17 protein-coding genes and 1 pseudogene are annotated in these 22725 nt (G+C 71.2%); 13 read left to right on the forward strand and 5 right to left on the reverse strand.

The genetic code is table 11. The annotated features are described in order from the left end of the window. Positions 1–24 precede the first annotated feature (24 nt). The gene (locus ABT114_RS01645; protein ID WP_351137391.1) at positions 25–864 is read left to right on the forward strand and encodes a polysaccharide deacetylase family protein; all 840 of its coding nucleotides are present in this window, start codon (positions 25–27) and stop codon (positions 862–864) included. Between the two features lie 30 nt (positions 865–894). Here the strand turns inward: ABT114_RS01645 and ABT114_RS01650 are convergent, their stop codons facing one another. Continuing rightward, entirely contained in the window at positions 895–1596 is a 702-nt protein-coding gene (locus ABT114_RS01650; protein ID WP_351137392.1) for a class F sortase, read from the reverse strand. Positions 1597–2739: 1143 nt separating this feature from the next. On the opposite strand from ABT114_RS01650, the pseudogene ABT114_RS01655 reads away from it, so the two are divergent. Next, positions 2740–3135, forward strand: a pseudogene (locus ABT114_RS01655) (hypothetical protein); the annotation flags it as partial. 169 nt (positions 3136–3304) lie between these two features. Here the strand turns inward: ABT114_RS01655 and ABT114_RS01660 are convergent. Continuing rightward, a complete protein-coding gene (locus ABT114_RS01660; protein WP_351137394.1) occupies positions 3305–4069 on the reverse strand; it encodes a bestrophin-like domain in 765 nt (254 codons plus the stop codon). Positions 4070–4085: 16 nt separating this feature from the next. Further along, on the reverse strand, positions 4086–4214 hold the full coding sequence (locus ABT114_RS01665; protein ID WP_351137396.1) for a hypothetical protein: 129 nt from the start codon (positions 4212–4214) through the stop codon (positions 4086–4088). A 722-nt stretch (positions 4215–4936) separates the two neighbouring features. Between ABT114_RS01665 and ABT114_RS01670 the strand changes: the two genes are divergently transcribed. The 4 genes from ABT114_RS01670 to ABT114_RS01685 all read left to right on the forward strand — a co-directional run bounded on the left by ABT114_RS01670 (position 4937) and on the right by ABT114_RS01685 (position 9586). Continuing rightward, positions 4937–5884 (forward strand): SCO0930 family lipoprotein, encoded by a 948-nt coding sequence (locus ABT114_RS01670; RefSeq protein WP_351137398.1) that lies wholly within the window; start codon positions 4937–4939, stop codon positions 5882–5884. A gap of 322 nt (positions 5885–6206) precedes the next feature. Beyond that, positions 6207–7019, forward strand: a complete 813-nt coding sequence (locus ABT114_RS01675; protein ID WP_351137400.1) for an SAM-dependent methyltransferase — start codon at positions 6207–6209, stop codon at positions 7017–7019. Further along, positions 7016–9151, forward strand: a complete 2136-nt coding sequence (locus tag ABT114_RS01680) for a putative bifunctional diguanylate cyclase/phosphodiesterase (RefSeq protein ID WP_351137402.1) — start codon at positions 7016–7018, stop codon at positions 9149–9151. The genes ABT114_RS01675 and ABT114_RS01680 overlap by 4 nt, the downstream gene beginning before the upstream one ends. 45 nt (positions 9152–9196) lie before the next feature. Then, entirely contained in the window at positions 9197–9586 is a 390-nt protein-coding gene (locus tag ABT114_RS01685) for a nuclear transport factor 2 family protein (RefSeq protein WP_351137404.1), read from the forward strand. Positions 9587–9749: 163 nt separating this feature from the next. Here ABT114_RS01685 and ABT114_RS01690 read toward each other — a convergent pair whose 3' ends face one another. Next, positions 9750–10634: a LysR family transcriptional regulator gene (locus tag ABT114_RS01690; RefSeq protein WP_351137406.1), complete on the reverse strand. Its 885-nt coding sequence runs from the start codon at positions 10632–10634 to the stop codon at positions 9750–9752. A 132-nt stretch (positions 10635–10766) separates the two neighbouring features. Here ABT114_RS01690 and ABT114_RS01695 point away from each other — a divergent pair, with 132 nt between their 5' ends. The 6 genes from ABT114_RS01695 (at position 10767) to ABT114_RS01720 (ending at position 17664) form a co-directional block, all read left to right on the forward strand. After that, the gene (locus tag ABT114_RS01695; protein ID WP_351138181.1) at positions 10767–11438 is read left to right on the forward strand and encodes a succinate dehydrogenase; all 672 of its coding nucleotides are present in this window, start codon (positions 10767–10769) and stop codon (positions 11436–11438) included. Between the two features lie 3 nt (positions 11439–11441). After that, complete coding sequence (locus ABT114_RS01700) at positions 11442–13391, forward strand: fumarate reductase/succinate dehydrogenase flavoprotein subunit (protein ID WP_351137408.1); 1950 nt, start codon at positions 11442–11444, stop codon at positions 13389–13391. Further along, complete coding sequence (locus tag ABT114_RS01705) at positions 13388–14137, forward strand: succinate dehydrogenase/fumarate reductase iron-sulfur subunit (RefSeq protein WP_351137410.1); 750 nt, start codon at positions 13388–13390, stop codon at positions 14135–14137. The genes ABT114_RS01700 and ABT114_RS01705 overlap by 4 nt, the downstream gene beginning before the upstream one ends. A 315-nt stretch (positions 14138–14452) precedes the next feature. Beyond that, positions 14453–15955: a glycosyltransferase family 39 protein gene (locus ABT114_RS01710; RefSeq protein ID WP_351137412.1), complete on the forward strand. Its 1503-nt coding sequence runs from the start codon at positions 14453–14455 to the stop codon at positions 15953–15955. Between the two features lie 144 nt (positions 15956–16099). Continuing rightward, complete coding sequence (locus ABT114_RS01715; RefSeq protein WP_502986791.1) at positions 16100–16873, forward strand: GNAT family N-acetyltransferase; 774 nt, start codon at positions 16100–16102, stop codon at positions 16871–16873. Further along, entirely contained in the window at positions 16873–17664 is a 792-nt protein-coding gene (locus ABT114_RS01720) for a lysophospholipid acyltransferase family protein (protein WP_351137414.1), read from the forward strand. Before ABT114_RS01715 ends, ABT114_RS01720 begins: the two co-directional genes overlap by 1 nt. 68 nt (positions 17665–17732) lie before the next feature. Here the strand turns inward: ABT114_RS01720 and ABT114_RS01725 are convergent, their stop codons facing one another. Continuing rightward, positions 17733–20072, reverse strand: a complete 2340-nt coding sequence (locus ABT114_RS01725) for an ATP-binding cassette domain-containing protein (protein ID WP_351137416.1) — start codon at positions 20070–20072, stop codon at positions 17733–17735. A gap of 175 nt (positions 20073–20247) precedes the next feature. Between ABT114_RS01725 and ABT114_RS01730 the strand changes: the two genes are divergently transcribed. Next, positions 20248–22722 (forward strand): ATP-dependent Clp protease ATP-binding subunit, encoded by a 2475-nt coding sequence (locus tag ABT114_RS01730; protein ID WP_351137418.1) that lies wholly within the window; start codon positions 20248–20250, stop codon positions 22720–22722. Positions 22723–22725 lie beyond the last annotated feature (3 nt).

Raw genomic sequence — 22725 nt, forward strand, 5'->3', positions numbered from 1 at the left:
CCCCCGCTGGGCGACTGATGAGTCATGAAGAAGGATCAGTTCCTCGCGAGGCGCAGTGCTTTGCTCATCGGCGCCGCCGCTCTGGGCGCCGCCGGCAGCGCCGGTCTGCTCGCACTGGGCACGGATGACGAGCCGGCCAGGTCCGTGGCCCCCGCCGCGGGCGCCCCTGCGCACCGCCTGCCGTCGAAGCCCTTCGCCTACCGCCTCCAGCCCCTGACCGGAGACGGCCCCCCGGGCGCCGCGCGCGGCCGGACCCCGGTACGCCACGAGCCGCTGCTGCGGGTCTCCGGACGCGGCCGCACCATGGTGCTGACCTTCGACGACGGACCCGACCGCCGCTACACCCCGGGCATCCTGAGCACCCTGCGCGAGTACGACGTACGCGCCATGTTCTTCGTGTGCGGGGAGATGGCCGTCGACAACAAGGACCTCCTCGCCCAGATGGCCGACGAGGGGCACGTCGTCGGCAACCACACCTGGACCCACCCCCGGCTCACCGAGCTCAGGCGCGCGCAGATCCGCTCCGAGATGGAGCGCACCAGCGACGTCATCGAGGACGCGTACGGCGAGCGCCCGCAGTGGTTCCGGGCCCCCTACGGCGCCTGGAACCGGGCCGCCTTCCAGCTCGGCGCCGAGCTCGGCATGGATCCCCTCGCCTGGACGGTCGACTCCCTCGACTGGACCACTCCCGGCACCCGCACCATCGTCGACCGGGTGGAGAGCGGCGCCGCCCCCGGCGTCGTCGTGCTCTCGCACGACGCCGGGGGCGATCGCTCCCAGAGCGTACGGGCGCTGCGTGAGTACCTGCCGCAGTTGCTGGACTCCGGATACCACATCACCGTGCCGCGCCGGCAGTACGTCTGACGGGTCTTCGCCCGCCCGGCCGGGGAACGCTCAGCGGACCTCGACCAGGCGGGCGAAGACCACGACGTTGCCGTCGTAGCCGTGTTGCTTGGAGAAACCGCCGCCGCAGGTGATGACCCGCAATTCGGGGGTTCCCTTGGAGGCGTAGACGCGGTCGCTCGGGAAATTGCTCTTCGCGAAGACCTCGATGCCGTAGATATCGAATACCGCCGTCTTTCCGTCCCTGCGCGCGACCTCGACGCGATTTCCCTTCTTCAGGGCCCCGAGTCCGTAGAACACGGCGGGGCCCTGTTCGTTGTCGACGTGACCGACGATCACGGCGGTTCCCTTTTCGCCCGGCGAGACGGAGCCGGTGAACCACCCGGCCAGATTCGGGTCCTCCGGCGGCGGCGCGTCGACCCAGCCGTCCGTGTCCAGGCCGACCGGCGTCACGGGCGCGTCGACCTGGATCGCGGGGATCCTGACCCGGTCGGCAACGGAGTACGGCAACGGGGCCGGGACCTGGCCGAAGGTGCTGCTACTGCTACTGCTACTGCTACTGCTACTGCTGCTGCGACTGTCCGTGGCCGCCACCGACGCGGGCTGCGGCGGCCCGACGTCGAACTCCCCCGAACCATTCCGGATGAGCGCGAGACCGGTCAGCAGAACAAGCGCTATCACGCCCCACGGGGCGCGCCTCTTCTGCCGCTGCTCCTCCTCTTCCGCCACCACGTACAGCTCGTACGCAGACATTCGCCATCCCCTCTCGACACGGCCGTCGCCGCGTCATTCGCGCATACGTAAACGCTAAGTCCCTCACGCGAAACCGGCGACGGGACAGACGCGAACGGGTGGCTCCGTGTCGCGGGGTGCGCCATCCGGGTCGATGCTGGACAGCAAGTTTCTGACGGTGTGTGACCTGCGGCAATATCAGGTTGTGCGGTGTCCCCTCGGCGTGTCCGCTCACCAGGACGGACCACTCCCGAAATGCGGTGGCGTGCACGGCATCTGAGGGTCATATCGGAGACGTTTTCTCGCCGATCGACCGGGGACGGGTCCCGGGGCGTCTCCGCGGAGGATCACATGCGAAACTCACGTGCCCTGGCGGCCGCGGCCACTGTGGTCGCCGTCCTCGGGTTCGCCGCCCCCGCGGCCGTCGCGGACGGGATGGGCAACGGGGGCGGCACCGGCACTTCGAATGACCTGGTCGGCATCAACGGGGTCGGGCCGGGCGTCAATGGGGTCGGGCCAGGCGTCAATGGGGTCGGGCCGGGCGTCGCCGTAATCGGGCCGGGCAACAACTTGGGTGGGGGCGTCGGTAACAACGGGGGTGGCTTCGGTAACAACGGGGGTGGCTTCGGCAACAACGGGGGCGGTCCCGGCAACAACAACAACGGCTTCGGGAACAACAACGGCTTCGGGAACAACAACGGGTTCGGGAACAACAACGGCTTCGGCGACAACAATGGGCGGGGTCCAGGGAACAACAACGGGAACGGCTTCGGTAACAACAACGGGTTCGGGAACAACAACGGGGGTCCCGGCAACAACAACGGGAACGGCTTCGGCAACAACAACGGACGCGGTCCCGGCAACAACAACAACGGCTTCGGGAACAACAACGGCTTCGGCGACAACAACGGGCGGGGTCCAGGGAACAACAACGGGAACGGCTTCGGGAACAGCAACGGCTTCGGCGACAACAACGGGCGGGGTCCAGGGAACAACAACGGGAACGGCTTCGGCAACAACAACGGATTCGGGAACAACAACGGGGGTCCCGGCAACCACAACGGGAACGGTTTTGGTAACAACAACGGGTTCGGGAACAACAACGGGTTCGGTAACAACAACGGCTTCGGCAACAACGGGTTCGGTAACAACAACGGCTTCGGACCGAGGAACATCGTCGCCCAGCCCAGCGTGATCGCCGCCGGCGGCCGACTCACCGTCACCGTGGACGGTTGCGGTAACGGCGGCACCATGTCGTCGCGTGCCTTCCGTACCGCCTCGCTGCGGCCGTTCGGCGCCAACGACACATCCAGGGGCACCGCGACGATCAACGATGATGCCCGCCCCGGCCGCTACGACATCACGGTCAACTGCAACGGCCGGACCCTGACCCGCCCGGGGGCCTTCACCGTTATCGGCGGAGTCCGCGGCGGCCTGGGCGGCAGCATCTCCATCGGGGCGACCCCGACCGACATGGCCATCGGCGGCGGACTCGTGGGCGCGGCCGTCATCAGCGGCGGGGCGTTCTGGCTGCGCCGCCGCGCCGGGAAGCGCGTCTGATTCCGGTCGCCTCGAAGCGGGGCGCGCGCCGAAAGGCCTTCGCCCCGGATCCTTGGAGGATCCGGGGCGAAGTGGGCTCCCCGCGGGACCGGCAAAGATCCCGGAAGCGACCGTGGCGGAGCCCCTGCGGCCACCGCCGTCGCGGTTGCTCACGCCATCGCACGGCTCGTCAGCCGCCCGCGTGCGGGAAGAGGTTCAGGAACGGCTCTGCCGAAGCGGTGATGCCGCGGCTGTAGGGTGAGTCGAAGTCCCAGATCAGGAAGAGCAGGAAGGCGATCAGCGCCGAGAACAGTCCGGCCAGGACAAGTTCGCGGGCCGTACGCCGGATCTGCAGGGCGAAGATCATGCCGATGGTGATGGCGGCTCCGCTGAGCAGGCCGAACCACACCACGCCGGGCATGGTGGCCCCGGTGGAGTCGGCGCGGGCGTTGCGTGCCTGGTCCGCCGCGGCGACCTGGTCGAGGAGCGGCTGGTAGGCCTGGGCCTCGAAGTCCGTCTTCGGCTGGTAGTCCGTGACGTCCTGGCGGACGCGTTGCATCAGTTCGGCGCCCCGCTTCGTGACCTTCCCGTCGTCCGCCATCGCTTTCCACTCGGTGGTCACGACGTACCCGACATAGGCGTCGACGTCCGCCCGGACACGGTCACGGACATCGGGCGGATACACCCGGACCCGTGCCGAGATCTCGTGCAGCGCCTGGGCCTCCGCCTGGACATGGTCCTGCGCGGCACTGCGCGCCTCCCAGACGCCGGCGATGGCCAGCCCCAGGACGATCGCGTAGATCACGCCGATCCACATCGTCATGTACTCGATGACGTCCGGGGTGTCGTTGGGATCCTCGTCCTCGGGGGCCCTGCGATGGCGTACGAGGGTGATGACGACCACCACGGCGCAGGCGGCGGCCATCGCGAGGGTGAGAACAAGCCATTCCGGCAAGAGGTGCCTCCAGGGATCAGCGCGGGCGCAGTGCGGCGACGGCGACCACCGCGGGCGCCGTGATGAGCAGGACGTAGACGACGGGCGACGTGGTGCCGCGCGGGGGCCGCCGGGGCGGCGTGGCGTGGTACCGCGGATAGCTCACCGGCGTCACGGAGGGACGCGGAGCGGGCGTGGGCGACGGCTTGGGAGCCTTCGTCGGTGTGGGTGTCGGCGTCGGGGTCGGACGTGGGCGGGGTGCCGCGGGCTGCGGCGCCGGCGGGGGCGGTGGTTCGGGCCGGGGCTTCGGAGGCGGGGTCGGCGTCGGGGGTGGTGTGGGCGTGGGGGTCGGCTTCGGTGGTGGTGGTGGCGGCGTCGGAGTCGGAGTCGGTGTGGGCGTCGGGGTCGGCGACGGCACCGGGCACGACGGGGGAGTCGGCCAGGTGCCACTCCCCGCGACCGCCACCGCCTCCGTGCCGTCCGGGCCGGTCGAGGCCCACGCGCAGGCGTCGGCCGCCGCCGTCCCGGCCGGCGCGCCCACGAGGATCCAGGCCAGCGCGAAGAGGGCCAACACCCTTGTGGCGAGGGCGGATCGGGTCGGTTCGGGTCCATGCACGACGGAGATCATTCGTCGTGTCGCGCCCGCCCACGCCGGAGCGCCGGAGGATTGCCCCGAAGGGGGGACAGACGGCGTACGTCGGTTTGAGCGGCGCACCGTCGGGGCGCCGGCGGCACGCACGCGCGTACGAGGCGGGGGCGGTGCGCGTCACAGGTTCCGGAAAGAAATTTGTGCTGTGGCTGAACGCAAACCCTGTCCCCGTGCGTACCCAGTGTCGTGCGGCGGCCCAGAGGGGGCCGCAACACCTTGTGATGATCGGGGAGTTGACGATGAAGACCTCCTGGCGGAGCGCCTCTCTCGTGGCGAGCGCTGTGTCCGTGCTGGCGCTGACGACGGCGTGCGGTCAGGAAGGCGGCACTCAGGCCGCGAGCCAGAACGTGGGTGCCACGGCCGCGGCCGGCAACTACGGAAGCGCCGGCAGCACGGGCCTCGGCACCACGGCCGGCGCCGGAACCAGCACGCAGGCCCCCGCGGCGCAGACCTCCACCGCCGGTGAGCTGGCCGTTTCCGACAACGCGGAACTCGGGAAGGTGCTCACCGACAGCACCGGTCTCACCCTGTACCGCTTCGACGACGACACCGCCGAGCCGCCCAAGTCGAACTGTGACGGCGACTGTGCCACGGCCTGGCCGCCCGTTCCCGCAGACGACGCCACGGCCGGCGCGGGCATCGACAAGGCTCTCCTCGGCGAGGTCACCCGCTCCGACGGTACCAAGCAGCTGACCGTCGCCGGCTGGCCCGCGTACCGCTACGCGAAGGACACCAAGGCCGGTGACAGCACCGGCCAGGGCGTGGGCGGCAAGTGGTACGCGCTGGCCCCCGACGGCAAGAAGGCGAAGCTCACCAGCCTGCCCGGGCTGTCCACCCGCAAGGACCCCAACCTGGGTGAGGTCGTCGTCGACAAGAACGGCATGACGGTCTACCGCTTCCTGAAGGACAAAGCGTGGCCGAAGCCGGTGTCGGCCTGCACCGGCGCCTGCCTGGAGAAGTGGCCGGCGGTCGGGCCCGTCGAGACGAACGACACCGAGGGCGTCGTGAAGAAGGGCCTGATGAGTTTCACCCGGCCCGACGGCGTCAAGCAGCAGACGGTCAACTGTTGGCCGATTTACACCTTCTCCGGTGACAAGGCGCCCGGAGACACCAACGGTCAGGGGGTCGGCGGCACGTGGTACGCCGTGGCTCCCGACGGGAAGCCGGTCGGCGCGCCGAAGGAGTAAAGATCGCCTCCCCAGGGTTGATCGTCCTTCCCCGCAGCGCGCGCGACCCCCGGTCCGCCCCCTCCGCACCGCACGGAGGGGGCGGACCGCTGTACGCCCTTCACCCGGAATTTTCCTGACGGTTCATCGCTCTTCACACCTCTTCGGAACTCTCCGGAACACCCCGGATACTTTTCGTAGAGCGTTCCCCGCACCTCAATTCGGCACGTGCCGCAGGCAGTGACCGGGAACGGACGGTCAATTTCCGTTTCGGCTCGCCCCTATGGCGGGCGATCAGTAGCCTCTGCTCGAACACCGGATCGCCTACGCCTTGGAGTGATGGATGGAGCGTCCCGCTTGGGCCCCACGCAGCATCGACATCTCGGTGCCGAGCGTTTCGCGAATCTACGACTACTACCTGGGCGGTTCGCACAACTTCGAGGTCGACCGGGAAGCGGCCCGCAAGGCCATGGAGTTCATGCCGGGACTCCCCAAGATCATGCAGGCGAACCGGGCGTTCATGCGCCGCGCCGTGCGCTTCGCGGCCGCCGAGGGCATCACCCAGTTCCTCGACATCGGCTCCGGCATTCCCACCTTCGGCAACGTCCACGAGGTCGCCCAGGCCGCCGCCCCGGGCGCCCACGTCATGTACGTCGACCACGACCCGGTGGCCGTCGCGCACAGCCAGGCCGTGCTCGCGGGCAACGACGACGCGGATGTCTTCGCGGCCGATCTCCGCAAGCCCCGGGAAATCCTGTCGAGCCCTCAGGTTCAGCGTCTGATCGACCTGAATCGGCCAGTTGCGCTGCTCCTCGTTGCCATACTGCATTTCGTGGAAGACGCGGACGACCCGTACGGAGTGGTGGCCGAGCTGCGCGAGGCGCTCGCGCCCGGCAGCCTGCTGATCCTGACGCATGCCTCGTACGAGGGAATCCCGCTGCCACCGGAGCGGGCCGACGGCGCGGTGGACGTATACAAGGACATTCGCAACCCGCTCATCATGCGCTCGCGGAACGAGATCGAACGGTTTTTCGAAGGGTACGACATGGTGGAACCGGGACTGGTGCCGATGCCGCTCTGGCGGCCGGAGACGGCGCCGGAGGACGAGGATCCTTACGCCTACTCCGGTTTCGCGGGCGTGGGGCGTACGGCGTGACGGCGGAGCCGGACGGGCCGGAGGACAGACTGCGTCGGTTCGCCACGATCTGGAGCCGGGCGGTGTTCCCGGTGACCTCGACGTCACTGACCCGGCCTGAGTTCGAGGAGCAACTGCTCCCGCTGGCCCGGCGGTTGAGCGAGGCGCTGCGGGCCCGGGCCTTCGACGCGGACGCGGGCAGGGCGGTCGGCGCCGCCCTCGTCGCCGTGCACTGCACGGACCCCGAGGCGCTCAGCCGCGCGCTGGACTGCGTCGAGGCCTACCTCGTGCTCTACTGCGGCGAGGACGGCCCCCAGGAGGACCTGCGAAGCCGCTCCTCCCGGCTGCAGCACGCCATGGCCGCCGGCTTCGCGCAGGCGCTGCGCGACCGGACGCTCGCCGAGCAGGAGGCGATCGCGCAGGCCGCGCTCCAGGCCCAGGGCCTGGTCGCGCAGGCGCTGCACGCCAGCGAGGCGCGGTTCCGCGCGGTGTTCGAGGACGCGGCCATAGGAATCGGCATCGCCGACCTGGACGGCAACGTCCTTGAGGTCAACGGGGCGATGCTGCGCATGTTCGGCGGCTCCGAACAGTCCGTGCGCGGGCGCAACGTCCGGGAGTGGACGCACGCCGAGGACGCGCCGCAGATCTGGCGGCTGTACCAGGAGCTGGTGCGCGGCGACCGCGAGCACTACCACGTGGAGAAGGCCTTCTACCGTCCGGACGGAACGGTCCTGTGGACCAACCTGACGGTCTCTCTGCTGCGCGATGCCGACGGCGACCCGCAGTACCAGCTGGCGCTGATGGAGGACACCACCGAGCGCCGCCTGCTCAACCTCCGGCTGCGCTACGAGGCCACGCACGACGCGCTCACCGGCCTGCCCAACCGCACGCTGTTCTTCGAACGCCTGGAGAAGGCGCTGGGCGCCGGCCCGGGACAGCGGTTCGGCCTGTGCTACCTCGACCTGGACGGCTTCAAGACCATCAACGACAGCCTCGGTCACGCGGCCGGGGACCGGCTGCTCGTCGAGGTCGCCGACCGGCTCCAGTCCTGCGCGACCGCGCCGGGCGAGATGGTCGCGCGGCTCGGCGGCGACGAGTTCGTGGCGCTGACCACCGGGCCGGACACCCAGCGGGAGGTCGACGAGCTCGCCGCGCGCATCATGAACGCGCTGATCGCCCCGATCAGCGTCGACGGCCGGGAGCTGACCGTGCGCGGCAGCATCGGCATCGTCGAGGGCGCGGCGCAGGAGCGGAGCGCGGCGGAGGTGCTGCGCAGCGCCGACATCACGATGTACCGGGCCAAGTCCGCCGGCGGCAACCGCTTCGAGCTCGCCGACCCGGAGGCCGACGCCCGCGCCATCACCCGGCACGGACTCACCACGGCGCTGCCGACCGCCCTGGAGCGGGGCGAGTTCTTCATCGAGTACCAGCCGCTGGTCCACCTCGGCGACGGCAGCGTCCGCGGCGCCGAGGCCCTGGTGCGCTGGCTGCACCCGCAGCACGGCGTCCTCGGCCCCGACCGGTTCATTCCGCTCGCCGAACACACGGGCCTGATCGTCCCGTTGGGCCGCTGGGTGCTGGAGCAGTCGGTCCGCCAGGCCCGCGAGTGGCGGGAACGCCACACCGGCGCCGGCCCGTTGCGCATCAACGTCAACCTCTCGCCCTGCCAGCTCACCCACCCGGGCCTGGTGCAGGACACCGTCGACATCCTGGAGCGCACCGGCGTCGCCCCCGACGCGCTCTGCCTGGAGGTGACCGAGTCGGCGCTGATCGGGGCCGACGACGACCTGCTCAAGCCGCTGCGCCGGCTGGCCGAGATGGGTGTCGACATCGCCCTGGACGACTTCGGCACCGGCTACTCCAACCTCGCCAACCTGCGCCGGCTGCCGGTGAGCATCCTCAAGCTGGACCGTTCCTTCACCCAGAGCATGCAGCGGTTCCCGGCCGATCCCGTCGACCTCAAGATCGTCGAAGGTATCGTTTCGCTTGCCCACAGTCTGGACCTCGCGGTGACGGTCGAGGGCGTCGAAACCGGCGCCCAGGCGGAGCAGTTGCGGATACTGGGCTGCGACACGGCCCAGGGCTGGTACTACGCCCGCCCGGGCCCGCCGGAGCGGCTGCACGAACTGGCGCTGGTGGACGCCGCGGGGTGACGGCCGAAACGCGGTTGCGGGGGTGCCGGGGTCTCGGGCGACGATATGCGGGTGACCCAGGAATCAGATGACGTGAACGAGGCGATCGCGGGCGAACTGCGCCTCATGGACCCCGCCGTCCGCTCCGGTGCCGAGGCCGCCCGCCTGTTCGACCCGGAGTTCGTCGAGGTCGGCGCCTCGGGCCGGAGCTACACCTACGAGGAGACGATCGCCGGGCTGCCCGACAAGCCGGGGAGCGCGGCGGACGGCCCGCGCTACGAGCCGTCGGCGATCACGGGCGTCCTGCTGGCCCCCGGCCTGGTGCACCTCACCTTCGAGACCGTCTTCGACGGCCGCCGCGCCCGCCGCAGCTCCCTGTGGCGCAAGCGCGACGAGGAGACGGGGTGGCGCATGTACTACCACCAGGGCACGCCGGTGCCGCCGGACATCGACTGAGCGCTCCGCCGGAAGCGCGCTGACGATCCCGCGGGTTGGTGGGGGCCGGTCGTGCCCACGCGGCGGAGCCGCATATCGGCACAGCCCCGCGCCCCTTGCGGGGCGCGATACCGCACCGGACTTCGACAAGGCTGCTCAGGGCACGGCCAGGGCCTTTCCCGGCTCACCGCTCCAGCAGCATGCGCTGCAGCTCCCGGGCCGCCCGCGGCGGCGCCACATCGCTGCGGTGGGCCAGGGCGATGGTCCGGTACAGGCCCGGGCGGGCCAGCGAGGTCACCCGTAGCCCGTGCCCGGAGCGCGCCGCCACCATGCGCGGGACGACGGCGACGCCCAGCCCCGCCCGTACGAACCCGAGCACCGCGTCCATCTCGCCGCCCTCCACCGCGAAGTCCGGCTCGAACCCCTCGGCGCGGCACGCGGCGACGGTCAGCTCCCTGAGGTCGTAGCCGTGCCGGAACATCACCAGCCGCTCGCCCTCCAGGTCGCCGATGCGCACCGTCCGCCGTCCGCCGCCGGGCCGGGGAGCCTCCGGCGACGACACCACGACCAGGTCCTCGCGCAGCAGCTCCACCGTGGTCAGCGCGGGCGACGGGGTGGGCAGCGGCAGGACCACCAGGGCCAGGTCGAGGGCGCCGCGCGCCAGCTCCCGAACGAGATCGTGCGAGCCGCCCTCCTCGATCAGCAGCCGGATGCCGGGGTAGCGGTCGTGGAAGGCGCGCAGCACGTCCGGCAGCAGACCGGTGCACAGGCTCGGCGTCGCGCCCAGCCGCACCCGGCCGCTGCGCAGCTGCACCAGCTCCAGCACCTCGTGCCGTGCCGTGTCCGCGTCGGCCAGGATGCGCCGGGCCAGCGGCAGCAGCGCCTCGCCCGCGTCGGTCAGCGTGATGTTCCCCCGGGCGCGCAGGAACAGATCCGCCCCGAGCTCCCGCTCCAGCGCCCTGATCTGCTGCGACAGCGACGGTTGCGCGACATGGACCAGCTCGGCGGCCCGGGTGAAGTGCCGGGTCTCGGCGACCGCCACGAAGTACTGGAGCTGCTGGAACTGCATACACCCACGATAACCGCCACGATAGCCACAGCCTATTGAATCGAGCCGGACCATGTCTTGGACCGATCGGGTCTTCCGGCTCTAGCGTCTTCTTCCATGGCTCTGGCAACGCGGACGGACCGACGGCCGTCCTTGGCACGCACCGTGTGGGACTCCTCCGTCGGCAAGAAGACAGTGATGGCCGTCAGCGGCCTGATCATGTTGCTGTATCTGGTCGCGCACGTGATCGGCAACCTGAAGATCTTCTTCGGAGCGGGCGAGTTCAACCACTACGCCCACTGGCTGCGCACGGTCGGCGAGCCCTTCATGCACTACGAGTGGACGCTGTGGCTGGTCCGCGTCGTCCTGGTCGTCGCCGTGATCGCGCACGCCGTCTCCGCGTACCAGCTCAGCCGACGCGACATCAAGGCGCGCCCCAGCAAGTACGTGCACAAGAAGCCGCGGGCGACCTACGCGACGCGCACCATGCGCTGGGGCGGGATCATCCTCGGCCTGTTCATCGTCTGGCACATCCTGGACCTCACCACCGGCACCGTGCACTCCGGCGGCTTCCAGGAGGGCCACCCGTACCAGAACGTCGTGGACACCTTCTCCACCTGGTACGGCAACGTCATCTACATCGTCGCGATGCTCGCCATGGGCCTGCACGTCCGGCACGGCTTCTGGAGCGCCGCCCAGACCCTCGGCGTCGGCAGCCGCACCCGCGACCGCGCCCTGAAGATCGTCGCCGACGTCCTCGCGCTGCTGCTCACGGCCGGCTTCATCGCCGTCCCGGTGGGCGTCATGACCGGAGTGGTGAGCTGACACATGCACAACTATGCCGAATACAAGACGGGTGAGCCGGTCGTGGACGGCAAGGCCCCGTCCGGCCCCGTCGGCGAGCGCTGGGACAAGCGCCGTTTCGAGGCCAAGCTGGTCAACCCCGCCAACCGCCGCAAGCACACGATCATCGTCGTGGGCACCGGTCTCGCGGGCGGCTCCGCCGGCGCCACCCTCGCCGAACAGGGCTACCACGTGGTCCAGTTCTGCTACCAGGACTCCCCGCGCCGGGCCCACTCCATCGCGGCCCAGGGCGGCATCAACGCCGCCAAGAACTACCGCAACGACGGCGACTCGATCCACCGGCTGTTCTACGACACCGTCAAGGGCGGCGACTTCCGGGCCCGCGAGTCCAACGTCCACCGCCTCGCCCAGATCTCGGTCGAGATCATCGACCAGTGCGTGGCGCAGGGCGTGCCCTTCGCCCGCGAGTACGGCGGCCTTCTCGACACCCGCTCCTTCGGCGGCGTCCAGGTGTCCCGTACGTTCTACGCCCGTGGTCAGACGGGCCAGCAGCTCCTCCTGGGCGCCTACCAGGCGCTGTCCCGGCAGATCGCGGCCGGGAACGTGGAGATGCATCCGCGCACCGAGATGCTCGACCTGATCGTCATCGACGGGCGGGCCCGCGGGATCGTGGCCCGGGACCTGATCACCGGCAAGATCGACACGTACTTCGCGGACGCCGTCGTACTGGCGAGCGGCGGTTACGGCAACGTCTTCTACCTGTCGACGAACGCCATGAACTCCAACGCCACCGCCATCTGGCGGGCCCACCGGCGCGGCGCCCTCTTCGCCAACCCCTGCTTCACGCAGATCCACCCCACCTGCATTCCGCGCACCGGCGACCACCAGTCCAAGCTCACGCTGATGAGCGAGTCGCTGCGCAACGACGGCCGGATCTGGGTGCCCAAGGCCAAGGGCGACGACCGGCCGCCGAACAAGATCCCCGAGGACGAGCGCGACTACTACCTGGAGCGCATCTACCCGTCCTTCGGCAACCTGGTCCCGCGCGACATCGCCTCCCGCGCCGCCAAGAACGTGTGCGACGAGGGCAGGGGAGTGGGCCCCGGCGGACAGGGCGTCTACCTGGACTTCGCCGACGCGATCAAGCGTATGGGCCGCAAGGCGGTCGAGGAGAAGTACGGCAACCTCTTCGACATGTACGCGCGGATCACCGCCGAGGACCCGTACACGGTCCCCATGCGGATCTACCCCGCCGTGCACTACACGATGGGCGGTCTGTGGGTCGACTACGACCTCCAGACCACCGTCCCCGGCCTGTTCGCGATCGGCGAGGCCAACTTCTCCGACCACGGCGCGAACCGCCTCGGCGCCTCCGCGCTGATGCAGGGCCTGGCCGACGGCTACTTCGTGCTGCCGTCCACCATCAACGACTACCTGGCCCGCAACCCGCACCAGGATTCGGTGACCACCGAACACCCCGCGGTCCAGGAGGTGTTGACCGAGACCCAGGACCGGCTCAGCCGGCTCCTCGCCGTCGACGGCGACCGCACCCCCGACTCCTTCCACCGTGAACTCGGCGAGCTCATGTGGGAGTTCTGCGGCATGGCCCGCACGGACGCCGGCCTGCGCAAAGCCCTAGAGCGCATCCCGCAGATCCGCGAGGAGTTCTGGCGGCGCATCAAGGTGCCCGGCACGGGCGAGGAGTTCAACCAGTCCCTGGAGAAGGCCAACCGCGTCATCGACTACATCGAGCTCGCCGAGCTCATGTGCCTCGACGCGCTGCACCGCTCCGAGTCCTGCGGCGGCCACTTCCGCGAGGAGTCCCAGACCGCCGACGGTGAGGCGGCCCGCAAGGACGACGAGTTCGCATACGCGGCCGCCTGGGAGTTCACGGGAACGGGCGAGGCCCCGACCCTGCACAAGGAAGACCTGGTCTTCGAGTACGTCCACCCCACTCAGCGGAGCTACGCATGAAGCTCACCCTGCGCGTCTGGCGGCAGCGCAACGCCGACGCCGAAGGCGCCATGTCCACGTACGAGGTGGACGGCATCTCCACCGACATGTCCTTCCTGGAGATGCTCGACACGCTCAACGAGGAACTCATCCTCAAGGGCGAGGACCCCGTCGCCTTCGACCACGACTGCCGCGAGGGCATCTGCGGCGCGTGCAGCCTGGTGATCAACGGTGACGCGCACGGCCCCGAGCGCACCACCACCTGCCAGCTGCACATGCGGTCCTTCCAGGACGGCGACACGATCGACATCGAGCCCTGGCGGGCCTCGGCGTTCCCGGTCGTCAAGGACCTGGTCGTGGACCGCTCGTCCTTCGACCGGATCATCCAGGCCGGCGGCTACATCACCGCCCCGACCGGCGCGGCACCCGAGGCCCACGCCACGCCCGTACCGAAGCCGGACGCCGACCTCGCCTTCGAGCACGCCGAGTGCATCGGCTGCGGCGCCTGCGTGGCCGCCTGCCCGAACGGCGCGGCGATGCTGTTCACCTCCGCCAAGGTCAACCACCTGAACGTGCTGCCGCAGGGCGCGCCCGAGCGCGAGACGCGCGTCCTGGACATGGTGGCCCAGATGGACGAGGAGGGCTTCGGCGGCTGCACCCTCACCGGGGAGTGCGCCACCGCCTGCCCCAAGGGCATCCCGCTGGTGTCCATCACCAGCATGAACAAGGAGTGGCTGCGCGCGACCCGCAAGGTGGCGAAGCGCTGAGCGCTCCGCGGGATGTGCGGCGATGCGCCGTCGATCGCCTGCGGCATCGTCGTGGCTGGTCGCGCAGTTCCCCGCGCCCCTTTGGGGCGCTGCGGAACCGCAGCGACTTCACCGAGGCCGCTTAGCGCGCGGCCAGGAACGTTCGCCGGCGAAGTGCGGACGGGCGGGACCGGGAGTGGTGCTCTCCGGTCCCGCCAGGCACTCGCTCGGGCACCACGTCCCGACCAGCCGGGCCCGAGCCCGAACAGGGGAAAGCGGGCTGGGTCGGCGGGTCGCGGCCGGTGCCCGCGGTGCCGCGCCGCTATGGCTGTCGGCATGGCACTTCTCTCCCCGCCCGCCCCGCCCACGGGCGACGCTCCGGCTTCGGAAGGGCGGCACGACCGGTCGGCGGCCGCCCGGGTAGGTCTGTGGCTGTGGCCCACGCTGGCCACGCTCGTCGGCGCGCTGTACCGGATCGGCGACCCCTTGCTCGGGCGCGACGAGCTGACCAGCTGGGACGTGTCCGGGCGCAGCGTCGGCCAGGTGCTGGCCACGGTGCGGCGGGTGGACGGGGTGGTGGGCACGTACTACCTGCTGCTGCACGCGTGGACGCGCCTCTTCGGGGACTCGCCCCTGGCCCTGCGCCTGCCCTCCGCACTGGCCATGGCCGCCGCGGCGGCCTGCGTGGCGCTGATCGGGCAGCGCCTGTTCGGCCGCCGCGCCGGACTGGCCGGCGGCCTGCTGTTCGCCCTGATTCCAGGGGCGAGCCGGTTCGCCCACGAGGCCCGCCCGTACGCCCTGGTGATGCTGGCCGTGGCCCTGGCCTCGCTGCTGCTGCTGCGCGCCCTGGACCGCCCCGGCAGCCCGGTGCGCTGGGCGGCGTACACGCTGGGCGTGGTGGCCGTCGGGCTGTTCCACCTGATCGCGCTGACCTGTCTGATGGGGCATCTGGTCCTGGTGGCCCTGCGGGCCCGGTACGAGCGTCGCCTGTGGTGGGGCTTCTGCCTCGCGGTCCTGGCCGCAGCCGCCGCGCTGTCCCCGCTGGTGGTACTGGGCAGTGCGCAGACCGCCCGGCAGAGCTCGTGGATCGCCGTGCCGGAGGGATGGGGCCTGGTCGACATCTGGCCGCAGCTGTTCTACTCCGGCCTGTGCACAGGGGCGATGATGCTGCTCGTCGCGCTGGCGTGCGGAGAACGCCGCGACGCCGTCGCCTTCTGCGCGGTGTCGGCCGTGCTGCCCCCGGTGGCGATCTGGGCGGTGTCCCAGGACGGGATGTCGTACTTCTACTTCCGGTACATGCTGTTCACCCTGCCGGTGTTCGCGGTGCTGGCGGGTGCCGGTCTCGCGGCCTCGGCCCGGTCCCGGCCGGTGGTCGCCTCAGTCCTCGCGGTTCTCGCCCTGCTCACCCTGCCCGACCAGAGATCTCTGGGAGAGCCGCTCGCGCACTACTGGATCGGCGGCCCCGACTACGCGGCGGCCGCACGGACCATCCAGAAGTACTACCTCCCCGGCGACGCGATCGTCTACGACAGGGCCGAAGAGGCGGGCATGTTCCCCCTCGGCATCCGCTACTACCTGCCCCGCGACCTGGAGCTGCGCGACGTCTTCCTCGCCGAGCCGGCCGCCCGGCGCAACGACCTGCTGTCGACCGACTGCCCGCAGCCGGACCGCTGTCTGAAGGGCGAGAAGCGGATCTGGCTGGTGGTGATGGGGAACGAGACGGACCCGTTCAACGGCCTGCCCCCGAACCAGGCGGCGGCCCTGCGCGCCCACTACACGGCGTCCGGGGCGGAACGTCCCGGCGGTCTGACGGTGGCTCTGCTGGTGCGCGCGAAGTAGCGGCGGCGGGCGCCGGACGCGTCGAACCCGGCATTCAGCAGCCGCACATCCACGGTCCCCGCGCAGGACACGTCGAGGCCAGCCGGCCGCGGAAGAAGTGAGGTGCAGATTTCCTCACGCTTCCGCTCGGCACAGGAGACCGTCATGACCGCCATGCCCGCCTCGCCCCCCGCCCTGGCCGCCCCGCCCACAGGATCCGGTTATCTCGTCTCGCTCGCCCGCGACCAGGACGACGTCCGGGCCGCGCAGCGCCTGCGCCACCAGGTGTTCGCCGGCGAGCTGGGCGCCCGCCTCGACGGCCCCGAGCCGGGCCTCGACATGGACGCCTTCGACGCGTACTGCGATCACCTTCTCATACGGGACAACGCCACCGGCGAGGTCGTCGGCACCTACCGTCTGCTGCCGCCCGAGCGGGCCGCGATCGCCGGACGCCTGTACTCGGAGGGCGAGTTCGACCTGGCCCCGCTCGACGCGATCCGGCCCGGCCTGGTCGAGGTCGGCCGCTCCTGCGTGCACCCCGACCACCGTGACGGCGCGGTCATCGGCCTGATCTGGGCCGGGATAGCCCGCTACATGGTGGACCGCGGCCACGAGTGGCTGGCCGGCTGCTGCTCCGTCCCGCTGGCCGACGGCGGCGCCCTGGCGGCGGCGACCTGGGACCGGGTGCGGGAGAAGCACCTGGCGCCCGAGGAGTTCCGGGTACGGCCGCTGCGCCCCTGGATCCCGAACGACACGACCGCCCCCGCCCGTACCGAGCTTCCCGCGCTCCTGCGCGGCTACCTCCGCCTCGGCGCCTGGGTGTGCGCCGAGCCCGCCCACGACCCCGACTTCGGGGTCGCCGACCTGTACGTGCTGCTGTCGATGCGCCGGGTCAACCCGCGCTATCTGCGGCACTTCCTCTCCCTCGTCCCGGCCTGATGAGCGTCTGGCTGCCCAGCGCGCCCTGCACCCCCGGGGCGTGCGTGGAGTCGGCGGGCTCCGCCACGGCCGTACCGCGGGCCGTGCTGCGGCTGACGGCGATGGTCGTGCTGCTCCTCGCCGGGATCACGCTGTCGCCGCTCGGCCGGTGGATCCCCGCGGAGCTGGTACGACGGTGGAGCCGGGCGACCGTACGGGCCGCGGGGGTCCGGGTCCGTATCACCGGCACCGCCGCGCCCACCGGCGGACTGCTCCTCGTCGCCAACCACATCTCCTGGCTCGACATCCCGCTGCTCGCCGCCGTACGCCCGGCCCGGATGCTGGCGAAGGCCGAGATCCGGCGGTGGCCGGTGGCGGGCCCGCTGGCCGCGCGCGCCGCCCTGTTCATCGACCGCGACCGCCTGCGCGCCCTCCCCGGCACGGTCGCCCGCATGGCGGACACCCTGCGGGCGGGTCAGGCGGTCGCGGTCTTCCCCGAGGGCAGCACCTGGTGCGGCCGCGCCCAGGGAGACTTCCGCCGTGCGGCCTTCCAGGCCGCGCTCGACGCGGGGGCGGCCGTCCAGCCGGTGCGTATCCGCTACCGGTTCGCCGGGGGAGCGGACAGCACGGCCCCCGCCTTCGTCGGCGACGACTCGCTGCTCGCCTCGGTGTGGCGGGTGGTGTCGGCGCGTGGGCTGGTCGCCGAGGTGGAGGTACGACCCGTACTCCCCGAGGGCGGTGACGTCGATCGGCGGGCACTGGCCCGGGCGGCGCAGCACAGCCTGGGCCTGCGGGCCGCCGCCCATCCCTGACGTCCTCTGTCCCTGACGTCCTCCGCCTCTGGTGCCCTCCGTCTCTGGCGTCCGGCGGGGCGCAGGGATCAGGCGCGGCCGGACCGCTCCCGCGCGAGATACGGCGCCGTGGCGCTCCCTTCCGCGCGCGCCACCTCCGCCGGCGCCCCCGCCGCCACGATCCGTCCGCCCGCGTCCCCGCCGCCCGGCCCCAGGTCGATCACCCAGTCCGCGCCCGCGACGACGGACATGTCGTGCTCGACCACGACCACGGTGTGCCCGGCGTCGACCAGCCCGTGCAGCTGGCGCATCAGTACCTCGACGTCGGCGGGGTGGAGGCCGGTCGTCGGCTCGTCCAGGAGGTAGAGGGTGTGGCCGCGGCGGCCGCGCTGGAGCTCGCTCGCCAGCTTGATGCGCTGGGCCTCGCCGCCGGACAGCTCCGTCGCCGGCTGGCCCAGGCGCAGATAGCCGAGGCCCACGTCGAGCAGGGTGTTCAGGCTGCGGGCGACCGTCGGGGTGTCCGCGAAGAAGTCCGCCGCAGCCTCGACGGTGAGGTCCAGCACCGACGCGATGTTCCGTTCCCGGTACGTCACGTCGAGCGTCTCGGGGTTGTAGCGTGCCCCGCCGCAGTCCGGGCACGGCGCGTAGGTGCTCGGCAGGAACAGCAGCTCCACGCTGACGAACCCCTCGCCCTGGCAGGTCTCGCAGCGCCCGCCCGGCACGTTGAAGGAGAACCGGCCGACGCCGTAGCCGCGCTCGCGGGCCACGTCGGTCGCCGCGAACTCCTTGCGGACGACGTCGAACAGTCCGGTGTAAGTGGCGAGATTGGAACGAGGGGTGCGGCCGATCGGCTTCTGGTCGACCGCTACCAGGCGGCCCACGCCCGCCAGTTCCTCCGTGATCTCGCCGATGAGCGTGGACTTGCCGGAGCCGGACACACCGGTGACCGCCGTGAACACGCCCAACGGGAACTCGGCCGTCACCCCGCGCAGGTTGTGCCGGGTCACCGGACCGACCTTCAACTGGCCGCGCGGGGTGCGGACTTCGCGTACGGCGGCGGGGGAGCGGTCGAAGAGGAAACGGGCCGTCGCCGACTCCCCGACCGCGGCCAGCTCCGCCACCGGACCGCTGTGCAGCACACGCCCGCCGTGCTCGCCGGCCCGTGGGCCGACGTCCACCAGCCAGTCGGCGGCGCGTACGACGTCGAGGTGGTGTTCCACGACGAACACCGAGTTCCCGGCCGTCTTCAGCCGCTCCAGCACGGTGAGCAGCGCCTCGGTGTCGGCGGGGTGCAGTCCGGCGGACGGCTCGTCGAGGACGTACACGACGCCGAACAGCCCGGAGCGCAGCTGGGTGGCGAGCCGCAGCCGCTGCAGCTCGCCGGCCGAGAGGGTCGGTGTGGCGCGGTCCAGGCTCAGATAGCCGAGGCCCAGCTCGGCGACCGGTGCGATACGCGACTTGAGGTCCTCGGTGAGGACGCGTGCGGTCTCCGAGGTGCCGTCGAGCGTCCCGGCCAGCTCCGCCAGCGGGAGCGCGGCCAGCTCGGCGATCGTCCGGCCCGCGAAGGTCACCGCCAGGGCCTGCGGACGCAGCCGGCTGCCGCCGCACGCCGGGCAGGGCGCACTGGCCAGGAAGCGTTCCGCCTTCGCCCGCAGGGTCGGGCTCTTGGAGTCCGAGAACGTCTTCATCACATACCGCCGGGCACTCATGTACGTGCCCTGGTACGGCCGTTGGATGCGGTCGGCGTCCCGCACCGGGTGGACCGTCACCACCGGCTGCTCGTCCGTGAACAGGATCCACTCCCGCTGCTCGGCGGGCAGCTCGCGCCACGGCCGGTCCACGTCGTGGCCGAGCGTGACGAGGATGTCGCGCAGGTTCTTGCCCTGCCAGGCGCCCGGCCACGCGGCGATCGCGCCCTCGCGGATCGACAGCGACGGGTCGGGGACCAGCAACTCCTCCGTCGTACGGTGGACCCGGCCGAGCCCGTGGCAGTCCGGGCAGGCGCCGGCGGCCGTGTTGGGGGAGAAGGCGTCCGAGTCGAGGCGTTCGGCGCCCGGCGGGTAGTCCCCGGCGCGGGAGAACAGCATCCGCAGGGAGTTGGAGAGGTTCGTGACCGTGCCGACGGAGGAACGGGAGGTGGGGGCGGAGCGGCGCTGTTCGAGGGAGACCGCGGGCGGCAGGCCCGTGATCTCACCGACCTTCGGCGCCCCGACCTGGTGGATCAGCCTGCGCGCGTACGGTGCGACCGACTCGAAGTAGCGGCGCTGGGCCTCGGCGTAGATCGTGCCGAACGCCAGCGACGACTTCCCCGAGCCGGACACCCCGGTGAACACGGCCACGACGTCCCGCGGGATGTCGACGTCCACGCCCTTGAGGTTGTGCTCACGGGCGCCGCGGACCCGGACGTACGGATCGTGTGGGCTGTGCATGGCGGGGAACTCCGTACGGCTCTTCTGCTGCGGCGGGACAAACCCCGCGATTCTATGCGAGCGGGGTGGGTGACGCTCGGTGACCGGCGGGGATGGCGGGGATGCGGGGGTGGCCGGCCTGTGCCAGGTTGGAAGTCTCGGATGCCTGTCGTCGGCGCATGGAAGGCCCGTGAGGATGACTTCTCCCGGTTTCGGTTTCGGACGCAGCCCCTTCGAGGAATTCGACGAGCTGATGTCCCGGTACTTCGGCGGCTCGGGACAGGCCTCGACCGCGCGGCGGGTGCAGCGCGTCGACATCGGCAGCCTGCTGTCGGAGCGGGCCCGCGAGCTGGTCGCCGAGGCCAGGCACATCGCCTCCGTCGAGGGCAGTGAGGAGCTCGACGCGCGGCAGTTGCTGGCGGCGGCCACCGAGCAGGACTCGACCCGCCGGCTGATCACGGAGGCGGGCGCGGATCCCGACCGGATCAGGGAGCGGCTCGGCACGGGCACGGACGACGACGAGAAGACCCAGCCCGCCACCCTCACCCCGGCGGCCAAGCGGGCGCTGCTCGACGCCTACCAGATCTCCCGCGCCGAGGACTCCTCCTACATCGGCCCCGAGCACCTGCTGCGCGCCCTCGCCGCCAACCCGGAGTCGGCGGCCGGACAGGTCCTCGCCGACAGTGGCTGGGAGCTCACCCGGCTGCCGACCGAGAGCGCGGCCGAGCGTGCCAAGGCACCCAGCAGCACGCCGACCGTCGACGAGTTCGGCCGCGACCTCACCGAGGACGCCCGGGCCGGACGCCTCGACCCGGTGATCGGACGCGATGACGAGGTCGAACAGACCATCGAGGTGCTCTCCCGGCGCAGCAAGAACAACCCCGTCCTGATCGGCGACCCCGGCGTCGGCAAGACCGCCATCGTCGAGGGCATCGCCCAGCGCATCGCGGCCGGCGAGGTGCCCAGGACCCTCGCGAACAAGCGGCTCGTCCTGCTCGACCTCGCCGGCATGGTGGCCGGCACCAAGTACCGCGGCGAGTTCGAGGAACGAGTGAAGAAGCTGCTCGAGGAGGTCCGCGAGCACGGCGATGAGCTCGTGCTGTTCCTCGACGAGATGCACACCGTCGTCGGCGCGGGTGGAGGCGGCGAGGGCGCCATGGACGCGGGCAACATGCTCAAGCCCGCCCTGGCCCGCGGCGAGCTGCACCTGATCGGCGCCACCACCGTCGACGAGTACCGCAAGCACATCGAGAAGGACGCCGCTCTGGAGCGCCGCTTCGCGCCCATCCTGGTCGGCGAGCCGACCGTCGACGACACCATCGAGATCCTGCGCGGCCTGCGCGACCGTTACGAGGCCCACCACCAGGTCCGCATCACCGACGAGGCGGTGGTCGCCGCGGCCGAGCTGTCCGACCGCTACATCACCTCCCGCTTCCTGCCCGACAAGGCCATCGACCTGATGGACCAGGCCGCCGCCCGGGTACGGCTGCGCGGCAAGACCCCGCTCGCCGACACCCGCGAGATCGAGGACAGCATCGCCGCCCTGAACCGGGAGAAGGACCAGGCCGTCGCCGACGAGGAGTACGAGCGCGCCAAGGAGCTCCGTGACCGGATCAAGGAGGCGGAGGCCCGGCTGGGCGAGGCGGGCCGGGCGGACGAGCAGACGCCCAGGGTCACCGCCGACGACATCGCCGAGGTCGTCTCCCGCAGCACCGGCATTCCCGTCGCCCAGCTCACCGAGGAGGAGCGCGAGCGGCTGCTGAAGCTGGAGGAGCACCTCCACGAGCGGGTCGTCGGCCAGGACGAGGCCATCACAGCCGTCGCCCGCGCCGTCCGCCGGGCCCGGGCCGGTATGAGCGACCCCAACCGCCCCGTCGGCAGCTTCCTCTTCCTCGGTCCGACCGGTGTCGGCAAGACCGAGCTGGCCCGCGCGCTGGCCGCTGCCCTCTTCGGCGACGAGAGCCGCATGATCCGCCTGGACATGAGCGAGTTCCAGGAGCGGCACACCGTCTCCCGCCTGGTCGGCGCCCCGCCCGGATACGTCGGCCACGAGGAGGCCGGCCAGCTCACCGAAGCGGTCCGCAGGCAGCCGTACGCCGTGCTGCTGCTGGACGAGGTGGAGAAGGCGCACCCTGACGTCTTCAACACCCTGCTGCAACTGCTCGACGACGGGCGGCTGACCGACTCCCAGGGCCGCACGGTCGACTTCAAGAACACCGTGGTCATCATGACGTCCAACATCGGGGCCGACCGCATCCTCACCGCCGGCGTGGAGGACTACGCCAAGGTGCGCGAGTCGGTCATGCCGGCCCTCCACCAGCACTTCCGGCCGGAGTTCCTCAACCGCATCGACGAGATCATCGTCTTCCGCGGCCTGGACCGCACCCAGCTGCGCGAGATCGTCGACCTCCTGCTGGAGCACACCCGGCGCCGCCTGCACGCCCAGGACGTCACCCTGGAGGTCACGGACGCGGCCGCCGACCTGCTGGCGAACATCGGCTACCAGCCCGACTTCGGCGCCCGCCCGCTGCGCCGAACCATCCAACGGGAGATCGACGACCGGCTCGCCGACATGCTGCTGTCGGGCGAACTGAACCCGGGGGACGGGGCGCGCGTGGACGCCGAGGACGGCGGGATCGTCATCCGTGCGGACAAGCCGGCCGAGGTGTGACTC

It is taken from the genome of Streptomyces sp. NPDC002088 (assembly GCF_040296605.1).
Taxonomy (GTDB): domain Bacteria; phylum Actinomycetota; class Actinomycetes; order Streptomycetales; family Streptomycetaceae; genus Streptomyces.